At 34.9% G+C, this 19,571-nt stretch carries 11 protein-coding genes; all 11 read left to right on the top strand.

Going from position 1 to position 19,571, the window contains the following annotated elements; all coding sequences use genetic code 11:
- Positions 1–100: 100 nt before the first annotated feature.
- On the top strand, positions 101–3,118 hold the full coding sequence (locus tag H574_RS0103100) for a SusC/RagA family TonB-linked outer membrane protein (protein ID WP_027879157.1): 3,018 nt from the start codon (positions 101–103) through the stop codon (positions 3,116–3,118).
- Between the two features lie 14 nt (positions 3,119–3,132).
- On the top strand, positions 3,133–4,665 hold the full coding sequence (locus H574_RS0103105) for a RagB/SusD family nutrient uptake outer membrane protein (protein WP_027879158.1): 1,533 nt from the start codon (positions 3,133–3,135) through the stop codon (positions 4,663–4,665).
- Positions 4,666–4,676: 11 nt separating this feature from the next.
- Entirely contained in the window at positions 4,677–6,410 is a 1,734-nt protein-coding gene (locus H574_RS0103110; RefSeq protein ID WP_027879159.1) for a LamG domain-containing protein, read from the top strand.
- Positions 6,411–6,522: 112 nt separating this feature from the next.
- Positions 6,523–7,905, top strand: a complete 1,383-nt coding sequence (locus H574_RS0103115; protein ID WP_027879160.1) for a glucoamylase family protein — start codon at positions 6,523–6,525, stop codon at positions 7,903–7,905.
- Positions 7,906–9,258 (top strand): glucoamylase family protein, encoded by a 1,353-nt coding sequence (locus H574_RS0103120; RefSeq protein ID WP_027879161.1) that lies wholly within the window; start codon positions 7,906–7,908, stop codon positions 9,256–9,258.
- An 11-nt stretch (positions 9,259–9,269) separates the two neighbouring features.
- Positions 9,270–10,055 (top strand): carboxylesterase family protein, encoded by a 786-nt coding sequence (locus H574_RS0103125; RefSeq protein ID WP_027879162.1) that lies wholly within the window; start codon positions 9,270–9,272, stop codon positions 10,053–10,055.
- Positions 10,056–10,058: 3 nt separating this feature from the next.
- Positions 10,059–12,401 (top strand): beta-glucosidase BglX, encoded by a 2,343-nt coding sequence (gene bglX, locus H574_RS0103130; RefSeq protein WP_027879163.1) that lies wholly within the window; start codon positions 10,059–10,061, stop codon positions 12,399–12,401.
- A gap of 12 nt (positions 12,402–12,413) precedes the next feature.
- A complete protein-coding gene (locus H574_RS0103135; protein WP_027879164.1) occupies positions 12,414–15,014 on the top strand; it encodes a glycoside hydrolase family 2 in 2,601 nt (866 codons plus the stop codon).
- Positions 15,015–15,902, top strand: coding sequence for an alpha/beta hydrolase (locus H574_RS0103140; RefSeq protein WP_027879165.1), 888 nt, complete (start codon positions 15,015–15,017; stop codon positions 15,900–15,902).
- Positions 15,902–17,626 carry a sulfatase family protein gene (locus H574_RS0103145; protein ID WP_027879166.1) on the top strand — a complete coding sequence of 575 codons (1,725 nt, stop codon included), beginning with the start codon at positions 15,902–15,904 and terminating at the stop codon, positions 17,624–17,626. Before H574_RS0103140 ends, H574_RS0103145 begins: the two co-directional genes overlap by 1 nt.
- Positions 17,627–17,717: 91 nt before the next feature.
- On the top strand, positions 17,718–19,571 hold the full coding sequence (locus tag H574_RS0103150; RefSeq protein ID WP_027879167.1) for a family 43 glycosylhydrolase: 1,854 nt from the start codon (positions 17,718–17,720) through the stop codon (positions 19,569–19,571).

Here is a 19,571-nt window from a genome sequence, read left to right on the forward strand (position 1 = left end):
ATTTTTACAATCATGACGTAATCAAAATGTATTTCCAAATAAAAGATTTAGTTAAATAGCTGTTAATTTTACTTCACTAACATTTAAAAACTAAAAGTAAATGAGAACAAAGATTAGCGTTTTATTCTTCTTCCTTCTTGGCATTACTTTATATGCACAAGACAGAACTATTACAGGTACTGTAACCAGTATGGAAGACGGATTGCCTATACCTAGTGCTAATGTCCTAATTAAAGGCACTAGTACAGGAACAAGTACAGACTTTGACGGCAATTATACAATTAGCGCCAAACAAGGTGATGTAATAGAATTTAGTTACATAGGCTTTAAAACAGTAGAAATAACTGTTGCAAACCAAAACACTTTAAACATAGCTTTAGAAACTCAAGTTTCAGACTTAGAAGAAGTTGTTATTATAGGATATGGTTCACAAAAAAAATCAGATTTAACCGGAGCAATAACAACTGTAGACTCAGAGGTTATTGAAAAAACACCTAACAGTAACGTAATGCAATCTTTACAAGGTAAAGTACCTGGTGTGCAAATTACAAGTGCAGGATCACCAGGAGATTCTCCTAATGTAAGAATTCGTGGTATTAACACTTTAAACGGTAGTCAAAACCCACTTTACGTAGTTGATGGAAACTGGTATGATAACATTGACTTTTTAGATAATAGTCAAATAGAATCTGTTTCTGTTTTAAAAGACGTTTCTTCTACAGCAATCTTTGGTCAAAGAGGTAGTAATGGTGTTATAATTATTAAAACTAAAGGCGGTAAAAAAGGTAGCAAACCTGTTATTACTTATAATGGATATACAGGTATTCAACATGCACAAAACGTATTAAAAATGGCTAACGCAGAACAGTTTGTAACTATGGTTTATGAGTCTGGATCTGCTGCAGATATACAATATGTAGAAAATGCTATACAACGTTTTGGTAGAAGTCGTGTTAATCCTAACATCCCTAACGTAAACACAGATTGGTACAGAGAAGTTTTAAGAGATGCACCAATTACAAACCATAGTTTAGGTATTACAGGTGGCGGAGAAAACTCTAACTACGGTATAAACACAAGTTATTTTGCCCAAGAAGGTATCTTAGACATGAAAAACGAATACGAACGTTTTAATATTCAAGGTAATATAGACATAGACGTATCAGATCGTTTTAAAGTAGGAGTAAATAGTGCGTTTAGTAATGCTACCAAATATAACCCAGAAAACGGAGCATGGTTTCAAGCTTATTTTGCAGTACCTATTTTACCAAAATACGACTATACAAACACAGCTGCAGACCCAATACCTTTTTCAGACGCTACTTTACTTGGTTATAGAGGATCACAAAACCCATTTCCGGCTATGACGTTTAATGATAATCAATTAAGAATAAGAAAACTACTTACAAGCATCTATGCAGAGTATTACCTTATTCCTGATAAATTATCTTTTAAAACAACCTATTACAATGATTATTCAACAATATTAGAAAGAAATGTAAGATTACCTTACTTCATATCTGGTCAATCTCAAAGACAAGTTTCTAGTATTAGAAGAGCTAATTTAACAACATCTAACCAAATGTGGGATAATCTTTTAACTTACTCTGACACATTTGGTAAACACTCTGTAAAAGCAATAGCTGGTACATCATATAGAGATTTACATTCTAACAGTTTCTCTGCTACTGGAGAAGATATTAGCGCTGTAGATTTTGAAAGTTCTTGGTATTTAAACTTTGCAGATCCAGATTCTTTTAACGGTAGAGTTTTTGAAAGTGCTAGCAGATTTTATTACATGTCTTATTTAGGTAGACTAGAATACGGTTTTGATGATAAATATTTATTTAACGCAACCGTAAGACGTGAAGGAGACTCAAGATTCCCAAGAGAAATTTGGAAAACAACTCCTCAATTTGGTTTAGGCTGGGTAATTTCAAAAGAAAAATTCTTAAACGATAGTAATTTTATTAACTTCTTAAAATTAAGAGCTACATGGGGACAATTATCTAACGGTTCTTTATCAGGAAGCTCTGGTACAAACACAATAAACACAATCGTTACAGCAATAGACGATACACAAACTAATGGTATAATTGGTAGTACAACTTTTCAAAATCTTAAAAGAGAGATTATGGAAGAAACCAATATAGGTATTAGTGCTAGATTATTTAATAGTAGATTAAGTCTTGAAGCTGATTATTACATAAGAGATATTAAAGATTTAGTAGCATCAAGAGAAGTACCGATTACTGGTAACTTTGTAAGAGATAATATTGGAGAAATGAGAAACAAAGGTTTTGAATTTGCTGCTAATTGGAATCAAACTATCAATGATAACTGGAAATTCTCAATCGGTGGTAACATCGCAACTTTAGATAACGAAGTAACTAAACTAGATAACGGTCGTGGTTATATAGATACTGGTAGTGCAGAATTTAGACAAAGAATTGAGGTAGGAGAACCTGTAAACTACTTCTTCGGATTAGAAGTTGCTGGAGTATACCAAAACGACACAGAAGTTGCTAATGATCCTGTTGCTGTAGATAATGGATTAGTACCAGGAGACTTTAAATATGTAGACCAAAATAACGATGGTGTTATAGACGATAATGATAGAGTAAACATAGGCTCTTATCTACCTACATTCAATTATGGGGCAAATCTAAAAGTATCTTACAAAAACTTTGATTTATCAATAGACATGCAAGGTCAATCTGGTAACCAAATACTAAATCGAAAAAGAGGTGAAGTAATTTTTACAAACGATACTAATATGGATGCAGATTTTGCTATCAATAGATGGCACGGAGAAGGTACAACAAACTCATACCCTTCTGCAGCAGGAAGAAGAAGAGCTTGGAACCAAAAATTAAGTTCATTTTTCATAGAAGATGGTGCTTACTTCCGTATCCAAAACATTCAATTAGCTTATACTATAAAATCAGGAACATTACTAGGCGATAATATGCCAGAAACAAGAGTTTACTTTACTGCAGACAGACCATTTACTTTCTTTAATTACAATGGGTTTAATCCTGAAGTAGCAAATGGTGTAGATAGACAAACATATCCTGTACCTGCAGTGTACACCGTTGGAGTTAACGTAAAAATTTAAAAAAGAAAAGCTTTATGAAAAATTTAAAACAAAACTTTAAACAACTAACTTTATTGTTAGCAGTTGGGTTTACTTTCTTCAATTGTAATGACAAATTAGAAGAAATTGAAGGTCAAGTAGCCACAGACGATTTAGATTATACTATATCTAGTGATATGATTTTACCATTAATTGGTGCATACTCTACAACTTATACAAGAGGTTGGGAAGACCCATTATTAGTTGGTGTTAGAGGTGATGATGTTAATGCTGGTGGACTTGGTGATCAACCTTTATTTGCAGAAACAGATTTATACAATTATGATAATGGATTCTGGATGTATAACCAAGTTTGGAAAAACTTCTACGGAGATATTGTAGACGTACTTAATGCTGGCGAAATAATACAAAGATACGGTGATTTAGCTACTGGCTCATATGTAGACCTAGCAAACCAATATGTTGCAGAAACTAAAGTACTTAGTGGTTTCCAACACTTACAAATGTCGCGTCTTTGGGGTAATATTTATATTATTCAAAACCCTGCAGATCCTCAAATAGATATTGATAACGGAATTGACTCTAAAATGGAAGTTATGCAGTACGTATCAGATCTAATGGATGAAGCTATACCTTACCTACCAGATGCAAGACCTAACGAACGTGAAGATGTACCTGGTGGTGTAACAAAATATACTGCACTAGCAGTAAAAGCTTTAGCTAATTTAGAAATGGAAGATTACCAAGGAGTTGCAGAAGCTACAGAAGAAATTATTAGCTCAAACAAATTCTCTTTATTCCCAGATTATTACGAATTATTTAAAAAACCAGGAAAACTTTGTAACGAAAACTTATTTGAATTACAATTCTCAGATTACAATACCGATTCTGGAGATGTTAACAATCACCTTTTTGCGCCTTTTGGTCCTTCTAGCTGGACACCAGTTGTAGAAACTGCATCTGGAGGTTGGGGATTTTATGAGCCAAGTTTAAAATTTATCAAATTTATGCTAGATAGAGGTGATCAAACTAGATTAGTAACTAGTGTATGCTTCACACCAAGAGGTATTGACGAAATCATGGAAGATCCAGCATACGCAACGCTTCCTAATTATGTATCTAACACAACACCTTCTGGAGACATTTTTAACGACTACCCAAGAGCTATGTTTGCTAGTGGTAAACACTACCTTCCTTCTACTCAATTAACACCTGGAAGAAACAGCTACGGTTCTAGTAAAAACCTAATTGCTATTAGATATGCAGAAATCTTATTAATGTATGCAGAAGCATTAACACAAGGTGCTACAGGAACAGTAATGACAGCAGACGAAGCTGTAAATAGCGTTAGAGCAAGAGTAAATATGCCTGCTCTATCTGGAGTAACTACAGACGACGTCATTGACGAAAAATTTGCAGAATTAGCAATGGAATGGGGAATCAGATACTTTGATATGATCAGATTAAATAGATATGACGAGTTAAGCTACGAAGGAAGAACTTTTACTGCTGACGACGAGTATTTACCATATCCACAAGCACAAGTAGACTTATTACCTCTTGAATAAAACACTAAATTATGAAAAAACTAAGCACATATATTTTAGCCTATTTAACCTTAGCGCTTACTGCGTCATGTTACGAGGGTATAGATCCAATAACACAAGTAGATCCAGGTCCTGACGCTGGTGCTCCTATTGTTACGATAGAAAAACCTGTTGATGGTTTTCAAATTCAAGTAGCAGATCTTGTTACTTCAACTCCTATAGAGTTTAAAGCTGAAGATGATATAGAACTAACTTCTGTAGTTGTAGAACTTGATGGAGATGTTATAGCTTCTTACAATTCATTCTTAGATTATAGAATTTTTAATGAAGAGTTTGTTTATGATAATATAACCACAGGTGATCACTTTATTACTGTTACTGCTACAGATATAGCAGGAAACACAACAAGTGTAACTAACAACTTTAGCAAACAACCACCATATACACCAGAATATCAAGGCGAAACATTTTATATGCCTTTTGATGGTAGTTACACAGAGCTTGTAACTGTTACAGACGCAGAAGAATTTGGAGCTCCAAGTTTTGCTGGTGAAGCAAGAGTTGGATCAAATGCATATGCTGGCGCACCAGATTCTTATTTAACATTCCCTACAGATGGTCTTCTAGCTAACCAATTTAGTGCCGCTTTCTGGATGAAAGTTAACGCTACACCAGATCGTGCAGGTGTATTAGTTATTGGTCCTCCAGATTCAGCAAACCCAGATGCGCAAAATAATCGTACTAGCGGTTTTAGACTTTTTCGTGAAAATGCTGGAGGAATGCAACGTTTCAAATTAAATATCGGAACAGGATCTGGAGAAGCATGGTTTGATGGTGGTGCAGCTGCAGATGTAGATCCAACTTTAGACGAATGGGTTCACTTAGCCTTTACAATTTCAGAATCTCAAGCTACTGTATACATCAACGGTCAAGTTGTAACTCAAAATAGCTTTTCTGGAATAGATTGGACAGGTTGTGATATATTATCTATAATGTCTGGTGCTCCTAGATTTACAGGTTGGGGACACAATGCTGACCAAAGCTATATGGATGACTTAAGATTATTCAATATCGCTTTAACACAGAATGATATTACAGAATTAATTGCCAATAGCGATCAAGTTTTTAAACTAGCATTTAATGGTAGTTATACAGAAAGCTTCAGTGATCAAGACTGTACAGAGGTTGGTAATCCAGGATTTTCATCTGATGCTTTTGAAGGTAGTAGCGCATACCAAGGTGCTACAGATTCTTACTTAACTTTCCCAACAGAAGGTTTATTAAATGAAGAGTTTTCAGCTGTATTTAGATACAAAGTTAATGCAACACCAGATAGAGCTGGCGTATTAGTAATAGGTCCAGAAGACACTGCTAATCCTGATGCTCAAAATGATCGTACTAAAGGATTTAGATTCTTCCGTGAAAACGCTGGTGGAATGCAACGTTTTAAATTAAATGTAGGTAGCGGTTCATCAGACTCATGGTTTGATGGTGGTGCAGCTGCAGATGTAGACCCAACTATTGACCAATGGAAACAAATGGCTTTTACCATTTCAGGTACAGAATGTGTAGTCTATATAGATGGTCAAGTTGTTAGTCAAAATGCTTTTGCAGGTGTAGATTGGACTGGTTGTGATATTATTTCAATTATGTCTGGTGCTCCAAGGTTTACAGGTTGGGGTCATAATTCTGACGCTAGTTTAATGGATGACTTAAAAATTTATAAAAAAGCACTTACTCAGGCTGAAATACAAGCCATGTTGTAACCGTAGATTAATTAATAGCAAACATTAACATTTTAGATTAGTCTATTTTTTCACTCTTTAGCTGTATTTATAATCGCGTAAATGCAGCTAAAGTTTATCTTAATTTTTTCTAATGAGATTAAACCTTCAAAATAATATCCTTGTTTTGACAGCTATACTATTATCAATTTTTAGCTGTAAAAACAATACCAAAAACAAAGAAAACTCTGAGTTAGCTTTAGCTAATAATACTAAAGTTGAATTAACCGAAAATCAACTATTAGACACTATTCAATATCAAACATTCAATTACTTCTGGGATGGTGCCGAACCTAATTCTGGTATGGCAAGAGAGCGTATTCATTTAGATGAAAATTACTCAAGCTCACCTAAAAACACAGTAACAACCGGAGGAACTGGCTTTGGGCTTATGGCTATTTTAGTTGGTGTAGAACGCGGTTGGATTACAAGAGAACAAGCTTTTAAAAGATATACTAAAATTGTAAATTTTCTTGAAAACGCAGACCGTTTTCATGGTGCATGGTCTCATTGGATAGATGGTGAAACTGGTAAAGTTTACCCATTTGGAAAAAAAGATAATGGTGGCGATTTGGTAGAAACAGCTTTTCTAATTCAAGGATTACTTACTGTTTCAGAATATTTTAAAGACGGAAACAAACAAGAGCAAGAATTAGTAGCCAAAATAGATAAACTTTGGAAAGATGTTGAGTGGAATTGGTACACCAAAGGAGGCGAAGACGTATTGTATTGGCATTGGTCGCCAGAATACGGTTGGGATATGAATTTTCCTGTCGGTGGTTATAACGAATGCTTAATTATGTATGTACTTGCTGCTGCCTCACCAACACATCCAATATCTAAAGAAGTTTATGAAAAAGGTTGGGCAAGAAACGGTGCTATTGTTTCTAAAGATTCATATTATGATGAAGAATTAGTTTTAGACTATTTTGAACATAGCGACGCACCAATAGGTCCGCTATTTTGGGCACATTACTCTTACTTAGGCTTAAACCCTAAAGGCTTAACAGATCAGTTTGGTGATTATTGGAAGTTAACTCAAAATCATGCAAAAATTCATTACAAATACGCTATAGATAATCCAAAAAACTATAAAGGATACGGAAAAGACATTTGGGGATTTACCTCAAGCTATTCAGTAAACGGTTACGCTGGTCACAGACCAGGAGACGATCTTGGTGTTGTATCACCTACAGCAGCACTATCTTCTTTTCCTTACACACCAAAAGAGAGTATGCAAATGCTAAAAAATCTTTATAAAAATCACGATAGTTTGGTTGGTAAATATGGTCCTTATGATGCTTTTAGTTTTGAGCATAATTGGTATTTACCAAGATATTTAGCAATCGATCAAGGTCCAATTCCGGTAATGATAGAAAATCACAGAACAGGTTTATTCTGGAAATTATTTATGAAAAATAATGATGTACAAACAGGATTAAAAAAGTTAGGTTTTAAACACGAAAACAAGAATTAGATGAAAAATTTCAGTTTACTAGTTTTAATAACATTTATTCTAAGTTGTGGTAACGATGATGGTCCTGGCTATCAAGAACCTTACAACCCAAATGACGACGATCCTGTGGTAATAGATCCCTTAACGGATGAAGAAATTCTGGATTTAACCCAGCAAGAAACCTTCAAGTATTTTTGGGATTTTGCAGGCTCAAATTCTGGAGCAGCAAAAGAGCGTTACCATCCTAACAATCCGTCAGACAGTCAAAACGTAATTACAACTGGAGGAAGTGGTTTTGGTCTTATGGCTATTATAGTAGGCATAGAACGTGGTTATATTTCTAAAACTGAAGGTGTACAGCGTTTAACACAAATACTAAACTTCTTCGAAAATGCAGATCGTTTTCACGGAGCTTGGTCACATTGGATAGATGATGCTTCTGGCGCTACAATACCATTTAGCACTCAAGATAACGGAGGAGATATTGTTGAAACAGCTTTTTTTGTTCAAGGCTTAATTTGTGTGAAAGAATATTTTAAAAACGGAACTACCGAAGAACAAGCTTTAGCTAACCAAGCTGATACACTTTGGAAAGGTGTCGAGTGGGATTGGTACACCAACAACCAAAACAAATTATTATGGCATTGGAGTCCTTCTGATGAGTTCGCCATAAACTTAGAATTAAAAGGTTATAACGAAGCATTAATAGCATTTATTCTTGGTGCAGCATCACCTGATTATCCAATTTCAGCAGAAGTATACCATCAAGGTTGGGCAAGTAATGGTAATATAGTATCCTCATCTAGTCAATATAGTATTCCTTTAATTTTAGATCATGCTGGCACTGGTACTGGTCCTTTATTTTGGGCACATTATTCGTATTTAGGACTTAATCCAACTGGCTTAAACGATCAATACGCTAATTATTGGGATTTAAATGTTAATCACACCAATATTAATTATCAGCATTGTGTTAGTAATCCAAATAATTTTGCAGACTATGGTCCAGATTGTTGGGGATTAACAGCAAGTTACACACGTAATGCTGATGGTTCTGTAGGGTATTCAGCTCACGAACCAGAAAATGATAACGGTACAATTTCACCAACTGCAGCAATAAGCTCTATTCCATATACACCAGAAAAATCCTTAGCAGCAATGCATTATTTCTATGAAAATGAATTAATGGGACCTGCTGGTTTTTATGATGCATTTAGCCCGCAATATAATTGGGTAACAGAGCGCTACTTGGCTATAGACCAAGGTCCACAAATCATCATGATAGAAAATTACCGTACAGGTTTACTGTGGAATTTATTTATGCAAAACGAAGACGTACAAAACGGATTAGACACACTAGGATTCACCTATTAAACTCACTAAGAATGAAACACATTAAAACACAAATTACTTTTTGTCTGCTACTAATTACATCACTAGCATTTGCACAAAAAGATCTTTATAAAGAAAAGGTTCATATTAAAGGCAAAGACACGCTTAAGTACCGCATTATGTATCCTGAAAATTTTTCAGAAGACAAGCAATATCCTGTTTTATTATTTCTTCATGGTGCTGGCGAACGTGGAAATGATAACCAAAGACAGTTAGCACACGGAAGTAAATTATTTGCAGACAAAACCAATCGTGGTGCATTTCCTGCAATAGTAATTTTCCCGCAATGTCCAAAAGATAGTTACTGGTCTAATGCAGATGTAGATAGGTCATCTTTTCCAAGAAAATTAGTGTTTCCTAAAGATAAAGAAGCTACAAAACCAATGCAATTGGTTATAGATTTAATGCAAGACGTTACCAGCAAAGACTATGTAAATACAGACAAAGTTTATGTTGGCGGATTATCTATGGGTGGAATGGGAACATTCGAAATTCTATCAAGACAACCAGATATGTTCGCTGCTGCTATCGCTATTTGCGGTGATGGCAATGCCGAACTAACAAAAAACTACGCAACAAAAGTAGATTTATGGGTGTTTCATGGTGCAAATGATGATGTTGTAGACCCAAAAGGTTCAATAAAAATGGTTAATGCTATTCTAGAAAATGGCGGAAAACCAAATTTTACTTTATACTCAGATGCAAATCACAACAGTTGGGATCCTGCTTTTGCAGAACCTGAATTATTAACATGGCTTTTCTCTAAATCAAAAAAATAAATAATGACAATGCTTAAACTTACTAACATAAAATCCCTAGCAATAGGTTTTGGGTTACTAACTGCTATATCTTGTAATACCAATAGCAACAAAACAACATCGTCAAAAAGCGATAACCCTTATCAAACTAAAGTAGATTCTATTATCGGGTTAATGACTTTAGATGAAAAAATTGGTCAATTAAACCTTCCTGCTACAGGTCCAATTACAACAGGTGCTTCAAAAAGTACTGATGTTGTAAAAAAGATTGAAGACGGAAAAATTGGTGGTCTTTTCAATATTAAGGATCCAAAAAATATTTATGAAGTTCAGAAAATTGCAGTTGAAAAAAGCCGACTTGGTATTCCGCTTATTTTCGGAATGGACGTTATTCACGGTTTTAAAACCACATTCCCAATTCCTTTAGGTTTATCTGCCTCTTGGAATATGGAAATGATTGAAAAAACAGCACAAATTGCAGCTAATGAAGCTAGTGCAAACGGTATTAACTGGACCTTTTCGCCAATGGTAGACATTTCTCGCGATCCACGTTGGGGACGCGTTTCCGAAGGAAATGGTGAAGATCCGTTTTTAGGTAGCGCTATTGCTCGCGCTATGGTTCGTGGCTATCAGCAAGATGATATGGCTGCAAATAATACCTTAATGTCTTGTGTAAAACACTTTGCATTATATGGTGCGCCAGAAGCAGGTAGAGATTACAATACGGTAGATATGAGCCGTATTCGAATGTATAACGAATATTTAGCGCCTTACAAAGCTGCTGTAGACGAAGGTGTTGGCTCTGTAATGGCATCCTTTAACGAGATTGATGGTGTGCCTGCAACTGGAAACAAATGGTTATTAACAGATTTACTTCGTGATGATTGGGGATTTGATGGTTTTGTAGTGTCTGATTATACTGGTATCTACGAAATGCGTGCACACGGAATGGGTGATGAATACGATGTAACCTCGCTAGCATTAAAAGCTGGATTAGATATGGATATGGCTGGTGATTCGCCAAATATTAAAGCCTCTTTTACCCATGCTTTAAAAGGTGCATTAGACCAAGGTAGAATATCTATAGAAGATATTGATACTGCTGTTGCACGTGTGTTAACCGCAAAATACCAATTAGGTTTATTTGACGATCCTTACAAATATTGCAGTGAAGAACGTGCTAAAAACGAAACCTACACACAAGAAAATAGAGATTATGCACGTCTTGTTGGTGCAGAATCTTCAGTATTATTAAAAAACGACAATCAGCTTTTACCATTAAAAAAATCTGGTACTATTGCTGTTATTGGTCCGTTAGCTAAAGCTAATAGTAATATGGCTGGTACTTGGTCTGTATCTACAGATCATCAAAGTTCCATTTCGGTTTGGGACGGTTTACAACAAACCGTTGGTAACGATGTTAATTTGTTATATGCAAAAGGAAGTAACGTAGATTATGACTTAGACATAGAAAAGCGTGCTACAATGTTTGGTAAAGATATCCCAAGAGATGGAAGAACAGATCAGCAAATGCTTGATGAGGCTTTAGCAATCGCTAAAAAATCTGATGTTATTGTAGCTACTATTGGTGAGTCTGCTGAGTTTAGTGGCGAAAGTAGTAGTCGTACAGATTTAGGTATTCCGCAAGTACAAAAAGATTTATTACAAGCCTTATTAAAAACAGGAAAACCGGTTGTCTTAGTACTGTTTACAGGTAGACCTCTAACGTTAGTTGAAGAGAGTGAAACCGTTCCGGCAATCCTTAATGTTTGGTTTCCTGGTAGTGAAGCTGGTTTATCTATTTCAGATGTGTTGTTTGGTGATGTTAACCCTTCAGGAAAATTAACGGCAACATTCCCAAGAAATGTTGGTCAAGTTCCGTTATTCTATAATCACAAAAATACAGGTCGTCCATTAGGAAACGACGAAGGTCATTTTGAAAAATTCAAAACCAATTATTTAGATGTTCGTAACGAGCCTTTATATCCGTTTGGTTTCGGATTAAGCTACACTACTTTTGAGTATGGCGAACTTAAACTAGATAAAACATCGATGTCTCAAAACGATACAATTAATGTTTCGGTAGATATTACAAATACTGGTGACTACGACGGAAAAGAAGTAGCTCAATTATACATAAGAGACTTAGTTGGTAGTGTAACAAGACCTGTAAAAGAGCTTAAAGGCTTCCAAAAAGTATTTATTAAAAAGGGTGAAACTGTAACAGTTACTTTTAAAGTTTCGGTTGAAGACTTAAAATTCTACAACTCTAATTTAGATTTTGTTGCAGAACCTGGTGAATTCCAAGTTGCTATCGGAACAAGCTCTGATGTTGCTTTAAAAAATTCATTCAAACTTTTAGATTAATAGCTAATTATTATGCCACACATAAAATATAAGACGTTTTCCCTAGTTTTAATGGCGTGTGTGGCTTCCCTTTTTTTAAGTCACGCACAATCTAAAATCATCAATTCTGGTTGGCAATATTCCGAGGATAAAACCCATTGGCAAACCGTAAATATTCCACATACATGGAATGATAAAGATGCTTTTGATGACGAGTCTGGTTACCGTCGTGGTTTGGGCTATTACAAAAAGCAAATCTATGTGTCTTCTCAAGATAAAGACCAGATTTTCTATCTAAAATTTAATGCTGTAAATCAGGAAGCTACTGTTTTTATTAATGGAAAAAAAGCAACCAATCACAAAGGTGGTTACACAGCGTTTAATGTCGAAATCACATCGCTTTTAAACTTTGATGCTTATAATTTAATTGAAGTTGAAGTCGATAATTCTCACAACGATGATATTCCACCATTAGATGCAGATTTTACATTCTATGGTGGTATTTATCGTGATGTGGAATTGATAAAAGTCCCAAAACAGCATTTTAGTTTAAAGGATTTTGCATCCGATGGTTTTTATGTCAATTATTACAACGTTTCCAACGACAAAGCTGGTGTAAAAGTTGATATATCGATAGATAATTTTGAAACCAAAACGGATGCACATTTATATCTTGAAATTTTAGATGCAGAAGGAAATCGTATTAGAGAAGAACATAAAGGATTAACTTTAAAATCCAATAAAACCGAAACCGTTAAGGTCACGATTCCTGAAATTAAAAACCCCAAATTATGGTCGCCAAACCATCCGTATTTATACAAATTACAGCTAACCTTAAGTGATAAAAACGGAACGGTTTTAGACCAAAAACAATCTAATGTAGGCTTTCGTTGGGCAACTGTAGATCCTGAAAAAGGGTTTTTTCTTAACGGAAAACCAATAAAATTAATTGGTGTAAATCGTCATCAAGATTATAAAGATTATGGCAATGTAGTACCAATAGAATTGCAAAAACAAGATATTCATCTTATTAAAAATATGGGTGCAAATGTGATACGCTTTGCACATTATCCGCATTCTAGAGAATTATACAAACTTTGTGACGAACTTGGGATTTTGGTATGGACAGAAATTCCTATAGTAAATAAAGTGACCGATTCTGAAGTGTTTTTTGAGGTCTCACATACAATGCAAAACGAGCACGTCAAACAATATTACAATTACCCAAGTGTAGTGATGTTTGGGTATATGAATGAAATTTTTCTGCGATTGGCATTTGATAAAAAATCATCGGATAAAGAAAAAGAGGATTTAAAAACCACAACTTTAAAATTGGCCAACCAGCTAGAAGATTTAACACGAAAATTGGCACCAAACCACATTACAGTTATGGCTGGTCATTTAAACGAAGTTTATAACGATACTGGCATAGCAGATTTACCAATGCTGTTTGGTTGGAATCTGTACTTTGGTTGGTATGATGCACAAATTGAAGATTTAGATAAATTCTTAGACCAACAACATCAACGTTATCCTAAGCGCTCATTATTATTGTCAGAATATGGTCCTGGTGCAGACGTTAGAATTTTTACTAAAACACCTAAAAAGTTCGATTTTTCAACCAATTATCAAGCAAAACTGCATCAATCGTATTACAAACAGATTACAGAAAGACCGTTTATGACAGGAATGACAGCTTGGAATTTTGCCGATTTTGGTTCAGAATTTCGTGGAGATGCCATTCCGCACGTCAACCAAAAAGGACTGGTGCAATACGACCGAACACCAAAAGATATTTACTATTGGTACAAATCTGTTTTAGACGATAAAAAACCATTTATACATATCGCTACAGATTATTTAAAGCAACTAACGGTTTTAGAAAATGAAACTGTTCCAGTTCAAATATATTCCAATCAAAATGACATCAATGTTAGCATAAATGGAAATAATTTAGGCAATTTTAAGATTGAAAACGGTACTGTTTCAATTGATATGCCTTTCAAAAATGGTAATAATTCTATCAGAGTTTCAACTGAAACTATTTCCGAAGAAAAAACAATAAAAGTTAATCGTATTGAAGCTTTTGATTTTAAAAATTTTAAACGTTTTGGGATCAATTTAGGTGCACATTTCAACTTTTATGATAAAACACAAAACATCACATTTGTACCAGACCAAGCGTATAAAAAAGGATGGTTTGGATATAAAGATGGTTCAGCTTTTGGGATGACCAAAGATAAAAATCAAGGTCTGCCACATAACATTAAAAACACAGATTCAGAACCGTTATTTCAAACCTTGTTAGAAGGTTGTACAGAATATCAACTAGACGTACCTGAAGGCAATTACAACGTAAAATTATATTTTGTAGAGCCACAAATTAAACCAACTGAGAATATTTATAACCTTTCAGAAGTAACTTCAAGAAATACTAAAACACAGCGCATTTTTGATGTGTATATCAACGATACATTAATAGAAGAACAATTAAATTTAGCCCAAGCCTATCCAGAAAAATATGGTGTAACGCTTCAGGCAACTATTCAAACAAAAAAAGGATTAACTTTAAAACTCAACGCTATTGAAGGGTTACCTGTAATTAGCGGTATTTTAATTGAAAAACTAGACTAAATGAAATTAGTAATAAACGTATTTGTATTCTTTTTTGTGTTAACACTTTCGGCACAAAACAAAGCGACTTACACCTACTCGATCAAAGGAAAAGACACATTAAAACTAGATGTTTACACACCAGAAAACATCAAAAAAACAGACACGTTACCTGTATTGCTTTGGATGCATGGTGGCGGATTTTCAGGTGGTCATAGAGAATACATAGATGATGAAAATTTAGTTAAATATGCAGCGAAAGAACAGAATTACATTGGTATTTCCATTTCGTACCGTTTACTAAGAAAAGGTACAAAAACAGGTTTTGGTTGCGATTGTACAAAAGACGAAAAATTGGAAACCTTTAAACAAGCTGCTATCGATTATATGGATGCTGCAAAATATGTAGTTGAACATGCTAACGAACTTCAAATTGATACTACAAAAATCATTGCTGGTGGTAGTAGCGCTGGTGCTGAAGGTATTCTAAATGCAGTTTTTATGCGCGAGTATTTTGTAGATAATGCCGAAGCGTATAGCAATGTAAAATTCGCTGGTGCTTTTTCTTGCGCTGGTGCTATTGTTGATGCAAGTTATATGACGCCAGAAAACGCTGTACCAACGGTGTTGTATCACGGCACAAAAGACCAATTAGTGCCTTACGGAAATGCGCCACATCATTATTGTGCACCAACAAAAGATGGTTATATAATGCTAGATGGTTCTAAAATTATTGCTGATAAATTAGAGGAATTTGAAACGTCTTTCTATTTCAATATTGTCAAAGAAGCACGTCACGAAATTTCAAGAATTCCTTATGAAGAATTGGATATTGTGTTCAACTTTTTTGAGCGTACAGTAATTAACGATGAAATTATTCAAACTAAAATTATAAAAACGAAAAAGTAATGCGATACATCTCTTTTATATTAACCTCATTATTAATACTTCAGTCTTGCAAAGAAAACAAGTCAGAAGCTGTCAATGCAGATGTAACTGAAAACTCAAAACGACCAAACATCATTTACATTATGGCAGACGACCACGCAGCGCAAGCCATTAGCGCGTATGGTCATCCTATTGGTCAATTGGCACCAACACCAAACATTGATAGACTAGCTAAAAACGGTGCGATTTTCAAAAATAACTTTTGTACCAATTCTATTTGCGGACCAAGTCGTGCTGTAGTGTTAACAGGAAAGCATAGTCATATTAATGGATTTAGAATGAATGGCGACCGTTTTGATGGTTCACAACAAACGCTTCCAAAATTGCTAAAAGAAGCAGGTTACAATACTGCAATAGTAGGTAAATGGCATTTACACGGTTATCCTGAAGGTTTTGACCACTGGAATATTTTAAACGACCAAGGTAACTATTATAATCCGCAGTTTATTAAGATTCAAGATACAGTTCACATAAACAAAAAACACATTGATACCACTGCGCATTGGACAACCAAATTACCAGATACCACTGTCGTTAAAGGCTATGCAACCGACTTAATTACGGATTACGCGATTGATTACATAGATGAAAAGAAAAATAGCAATCAGCCTTTCTTTTTAATGGTGCATCACAAAGCGCCACATCGTAATTGGATGCCAGCGTTACGTCACGTTAATAAGTACGATTCGGTGCAATTTCCGTTACCTGATACGTATTTTACAAAGCACGAAAATTCAACTGCATCAAAAGAGCAGTTACAGACTATCTATCGTGATATGTACGAAGGTCACGACCTTAAAATGACCAAAGAAAAAGGCAGTCCAGAATTAGCTTGGAATCCTTGGAAAACAGATTTTGAACGAATGACACCAGAGCAACGTGCTGCTTGGGATAAAGCCTATCAACCAAAAAACGATGCGTTTCACGATGCTAATTTATCAGGCAAAGCACTAGCCGAATGGAAAGGACAACGTTATTTACAAGAATATTTATCAACAATAGCTTCGGTAGATGAAGGTATTGGGAAGATATTAGATTATTTAGATGCTAATGGTTTAACCGAAAACACCATTGTTGTGTACACGTCTGACCAAGGTTTTTATTTAGGCGAAAAAGGATGGTTTGATAAGCGATTTATGTATGAAGAATCCTTAAAAATGCCATTATTAATCCAATATCCTGAAAAAATTAAACCAGGAACTGTTGTTGAAGGCTTAACCCAAAACCTAGACTTTGCTGAAACCTTTTTAGATTTTGCAGATGTTGACATTCCTAATGATATGCAAGGAAAATCCTTTGCAGGTTTATTAGATGGTACTGAAAACAATGAAGATTTTAGAGATGCGGTTTACTACCATTATTACGATTATCCAGCATTCCATATGGTAAAAAAGATGTATGGTATACGTACAAATCGTTATAAATTAATTCATGTGTATGATGATATTGATGAGTGGGAATTATATGATTTACAAACCGACCCAAAAGAGTTAACCAACCTTATCGATGACGAAAATTACGACGAGATTGAAACCAAACTAAGAACACGTTTAGCCGAATTACAACAACAATATAAAGTTACCGAAAAAGAATTTGAAAAGGCGCCAAAGCAACGTGTAGATAATGCTTACAAGCAATTTGACAGATTAAGAGGTAACACAGGATCAAAATATCATCATCATTAAAATGAAACATCTCTGATTAATCTGAAGTCACTTAGTGAACATATTAATAAGATGTTCCATCTGACGATTGAAAAACAATAAAAATTAACAGATGAAATTAAAACATAGCATACAACTCGCATTCCTAATTATAACAATGGTATCTTGTAAACAAAAGCAAGAAAATACTGTTGTTATAGAAGATAATAAAACTAAAACAACAACAATAGATACCACACAAACTTACATCAACCCGTTAGATATTGATTATACCTATATGGTTTATAATTCTGCCAGAAATCAATCCTATCGTTCTGGTGCAGATCCGGCGGTTATAGAGTTTAAAGGCGAATATTATATGTTCGTCACGCGTTCGTTTGGCTATTGGCATTCCACAGATTTAGTCAACTGGAAATTTATCAAACCACAACAATGGTTTTTTGAAGGCAGCAATGCACCAACAGCTTTCAATTATAAAGATTCACTAGTTTATTTTGCTGGCGATCCTGCTGGCTACGGAAGCATTTTATATACCGACGATCCTAAAAAAGGATTATGGTCACCAACTGCATCTATTTCAAATAACATACAAGATTCCGAATTGTTTATTGATGACGATGGTAAGTCGTATCTATATTGGGGAAGTTCTAACGTGCATCCTATTCGTGTAAAGATGTTGAATAAAGATGATCGCTTTTTAGAAACTGGCGTAAGAAAAGAGCTAATAAATTTAGATGAAGAAAAACACGGTTGGGAACGTTTTGGTGAAAACAACTTTCATCCAACCTTAAAAGAAGGTTATATGGAAGGTGCGTCAATGACTAAACACAACGGAAAATACTATTTACAATACGCAGCACCAGGTACACAATTTAACGTATATGCTGATGGTGTGTATGTTGGCGATTCACCACTTGGACCTTTCACCTATATGAAAAATAATCCGATGAGTTTTAAACCTGGCGGATTTACCAATGGTGCAGGTCACGGTATTACAGTAAAGCAAACCAACGGTCAATACTGGCATTTTGCGACGATGGCGTTGGCATCTAATGCACAATGGGAACGTCGTTTATGTATGTTTCCTACCTATTTTGATGATGAAGGTTTAATGTACAGCAACACATCTTACGGCGATTACCCACATTATGGCGCTAATCACCCAACAAAAGCAGGACAACATAATGGTTGGATGCTATTATCGTATAAGGGCAATGTAACAGTTTCGTCTTCACTTCAACAAATAATGAAATTTACGTCTAATGATGATGAAGTTGAAGTCAAAGAAATCCCAACAGAAACCAATGCTGAAGGACAAATAACTTCAAAAGTTTTAACCGACGAAAACCCAAAAACCTTTTGGGTTGCCAAAGCGAATGACGATAAACAATGGATCACAATTGAATTGTTAAATGAAGGAACTGTACATGCTATTCAGTTAAATTACCACGATCACGAATCAGGAATTTACACACGTGTTGAAGGATTAAAACATCAATTTACTATTGAAACTTCTGAAGATGGAAAAAACTGGAAAACCGTTGTAGATAGAAGTAAATCTGAGATTGACGCACCAAACGCTTATCTAGTTTTAGACAAACCTGTAAAAGCAAAATACGTTAGATACAATAACATTAAAGTACCAGGAAACAACTTTGCAATGTCTGAGGTTAGAGTTTTTGGTTTAGGCTTAGGTGAAGCACCAAACAAGGTGTCTAACTTCAAAATTAATCGCGAAAAAGACCGTAGAGATATATCATTCTCTTGGGATAAAGTTGAAGGCGCGCAAGGGTATAACATACGTTGGGGAATTGCACCAAACAAATTGTACCAATCTTGGCAAGTTTACGATACTAATTCTCATTTTATGCGTTGTTTAGATAGAGATACACCGTATTATTTTACTATTGAAGCGTATAACGAAAACGGAATTTCGGAACAAACTGAAACTATTTATGTAGAATAA

The organism is Mesoflavibacter zeaxanthinifaciens DSM 18436, assembly GCF_000422365.1.
GTDB lineage: Bacteria > Bacteroidota > Bacteroidia > Flavobacteriales > Flavobacteriaceae > Mesoflavibacter > Mesoflavibacter zeaxanthinifaciens.

Coding starts and splice junctions, on each gene's coding strand:
- bglX (WP_027879163.1), top strand. CDS start 10,059: ATGACAATGCTTAAACTTACTAACATAAAATCCCTAGCAATAGGTTTT.
- H574_RS0103105 (WP_027879158.1), top strand. CDS start 3,133: ATGAAAAATTTAAAACAAAACTTTAAACAACTAACTTTATTGTTAGCA.
- H574_RS0103145 (WP_027879166.1), top strand. CDS start 15,902: ATGCGATACATCTCTTTTATATTAACCTCATTATTAATACTTCAGTCT.
- H574_RS0103150 (WP_027879167.1), top strand. CDS start 17,718: ATGAAATTAAAACATAGCATACAACTCGCATTCCTAATTATAACAATG.
- H574_RS0103135 (WP_027879164.1), top strand. CDS start 12,414: ATGCCACACATAAAATATAAGACGTTTTCCCTAGTTTTAATGGCGTGT.
- H574_RS0103120 (WP_027879161.1), top strand. CDS start 7,906: ATGAAAAATTTCAGTTTACTAGTTTTAATAACATTTATTCTAAGTTGT.
- H574_RS0103140 (WP_027879165.1), top strand. CDS start 15,015: ATGAAATTAGTAATAAACGTATTTGTATTCTTTTTTGTGTTAACACTT.
- H574_RS0103125 (WP_027879162.1), top strand. CDS start 9,270: ATGAAACACATTAAAACACAAATTACTTTTTGTCTGCTACTAATTACA.
- H574_RS0103110 (WP_027879159.1), top strand. CDS start 4,677: ATGAAAAAACTAAGCACATATATTTTAGCCTATTTAACCTTAGCGCTT.
- H574_RS0103115 (WP_027879160.1), top strand. CDS start 6,523: ATGAGATTAAACCTTCAAAATAATATCCTTGTTTTGACAGCTATACTA.
- H574_RS0103100 (WP_027879157.1), top strand. CDS start 101: ATGAGAACAAAGATTAGCGTTTTATTCTTCTTCCTTCTTGGCATTACT.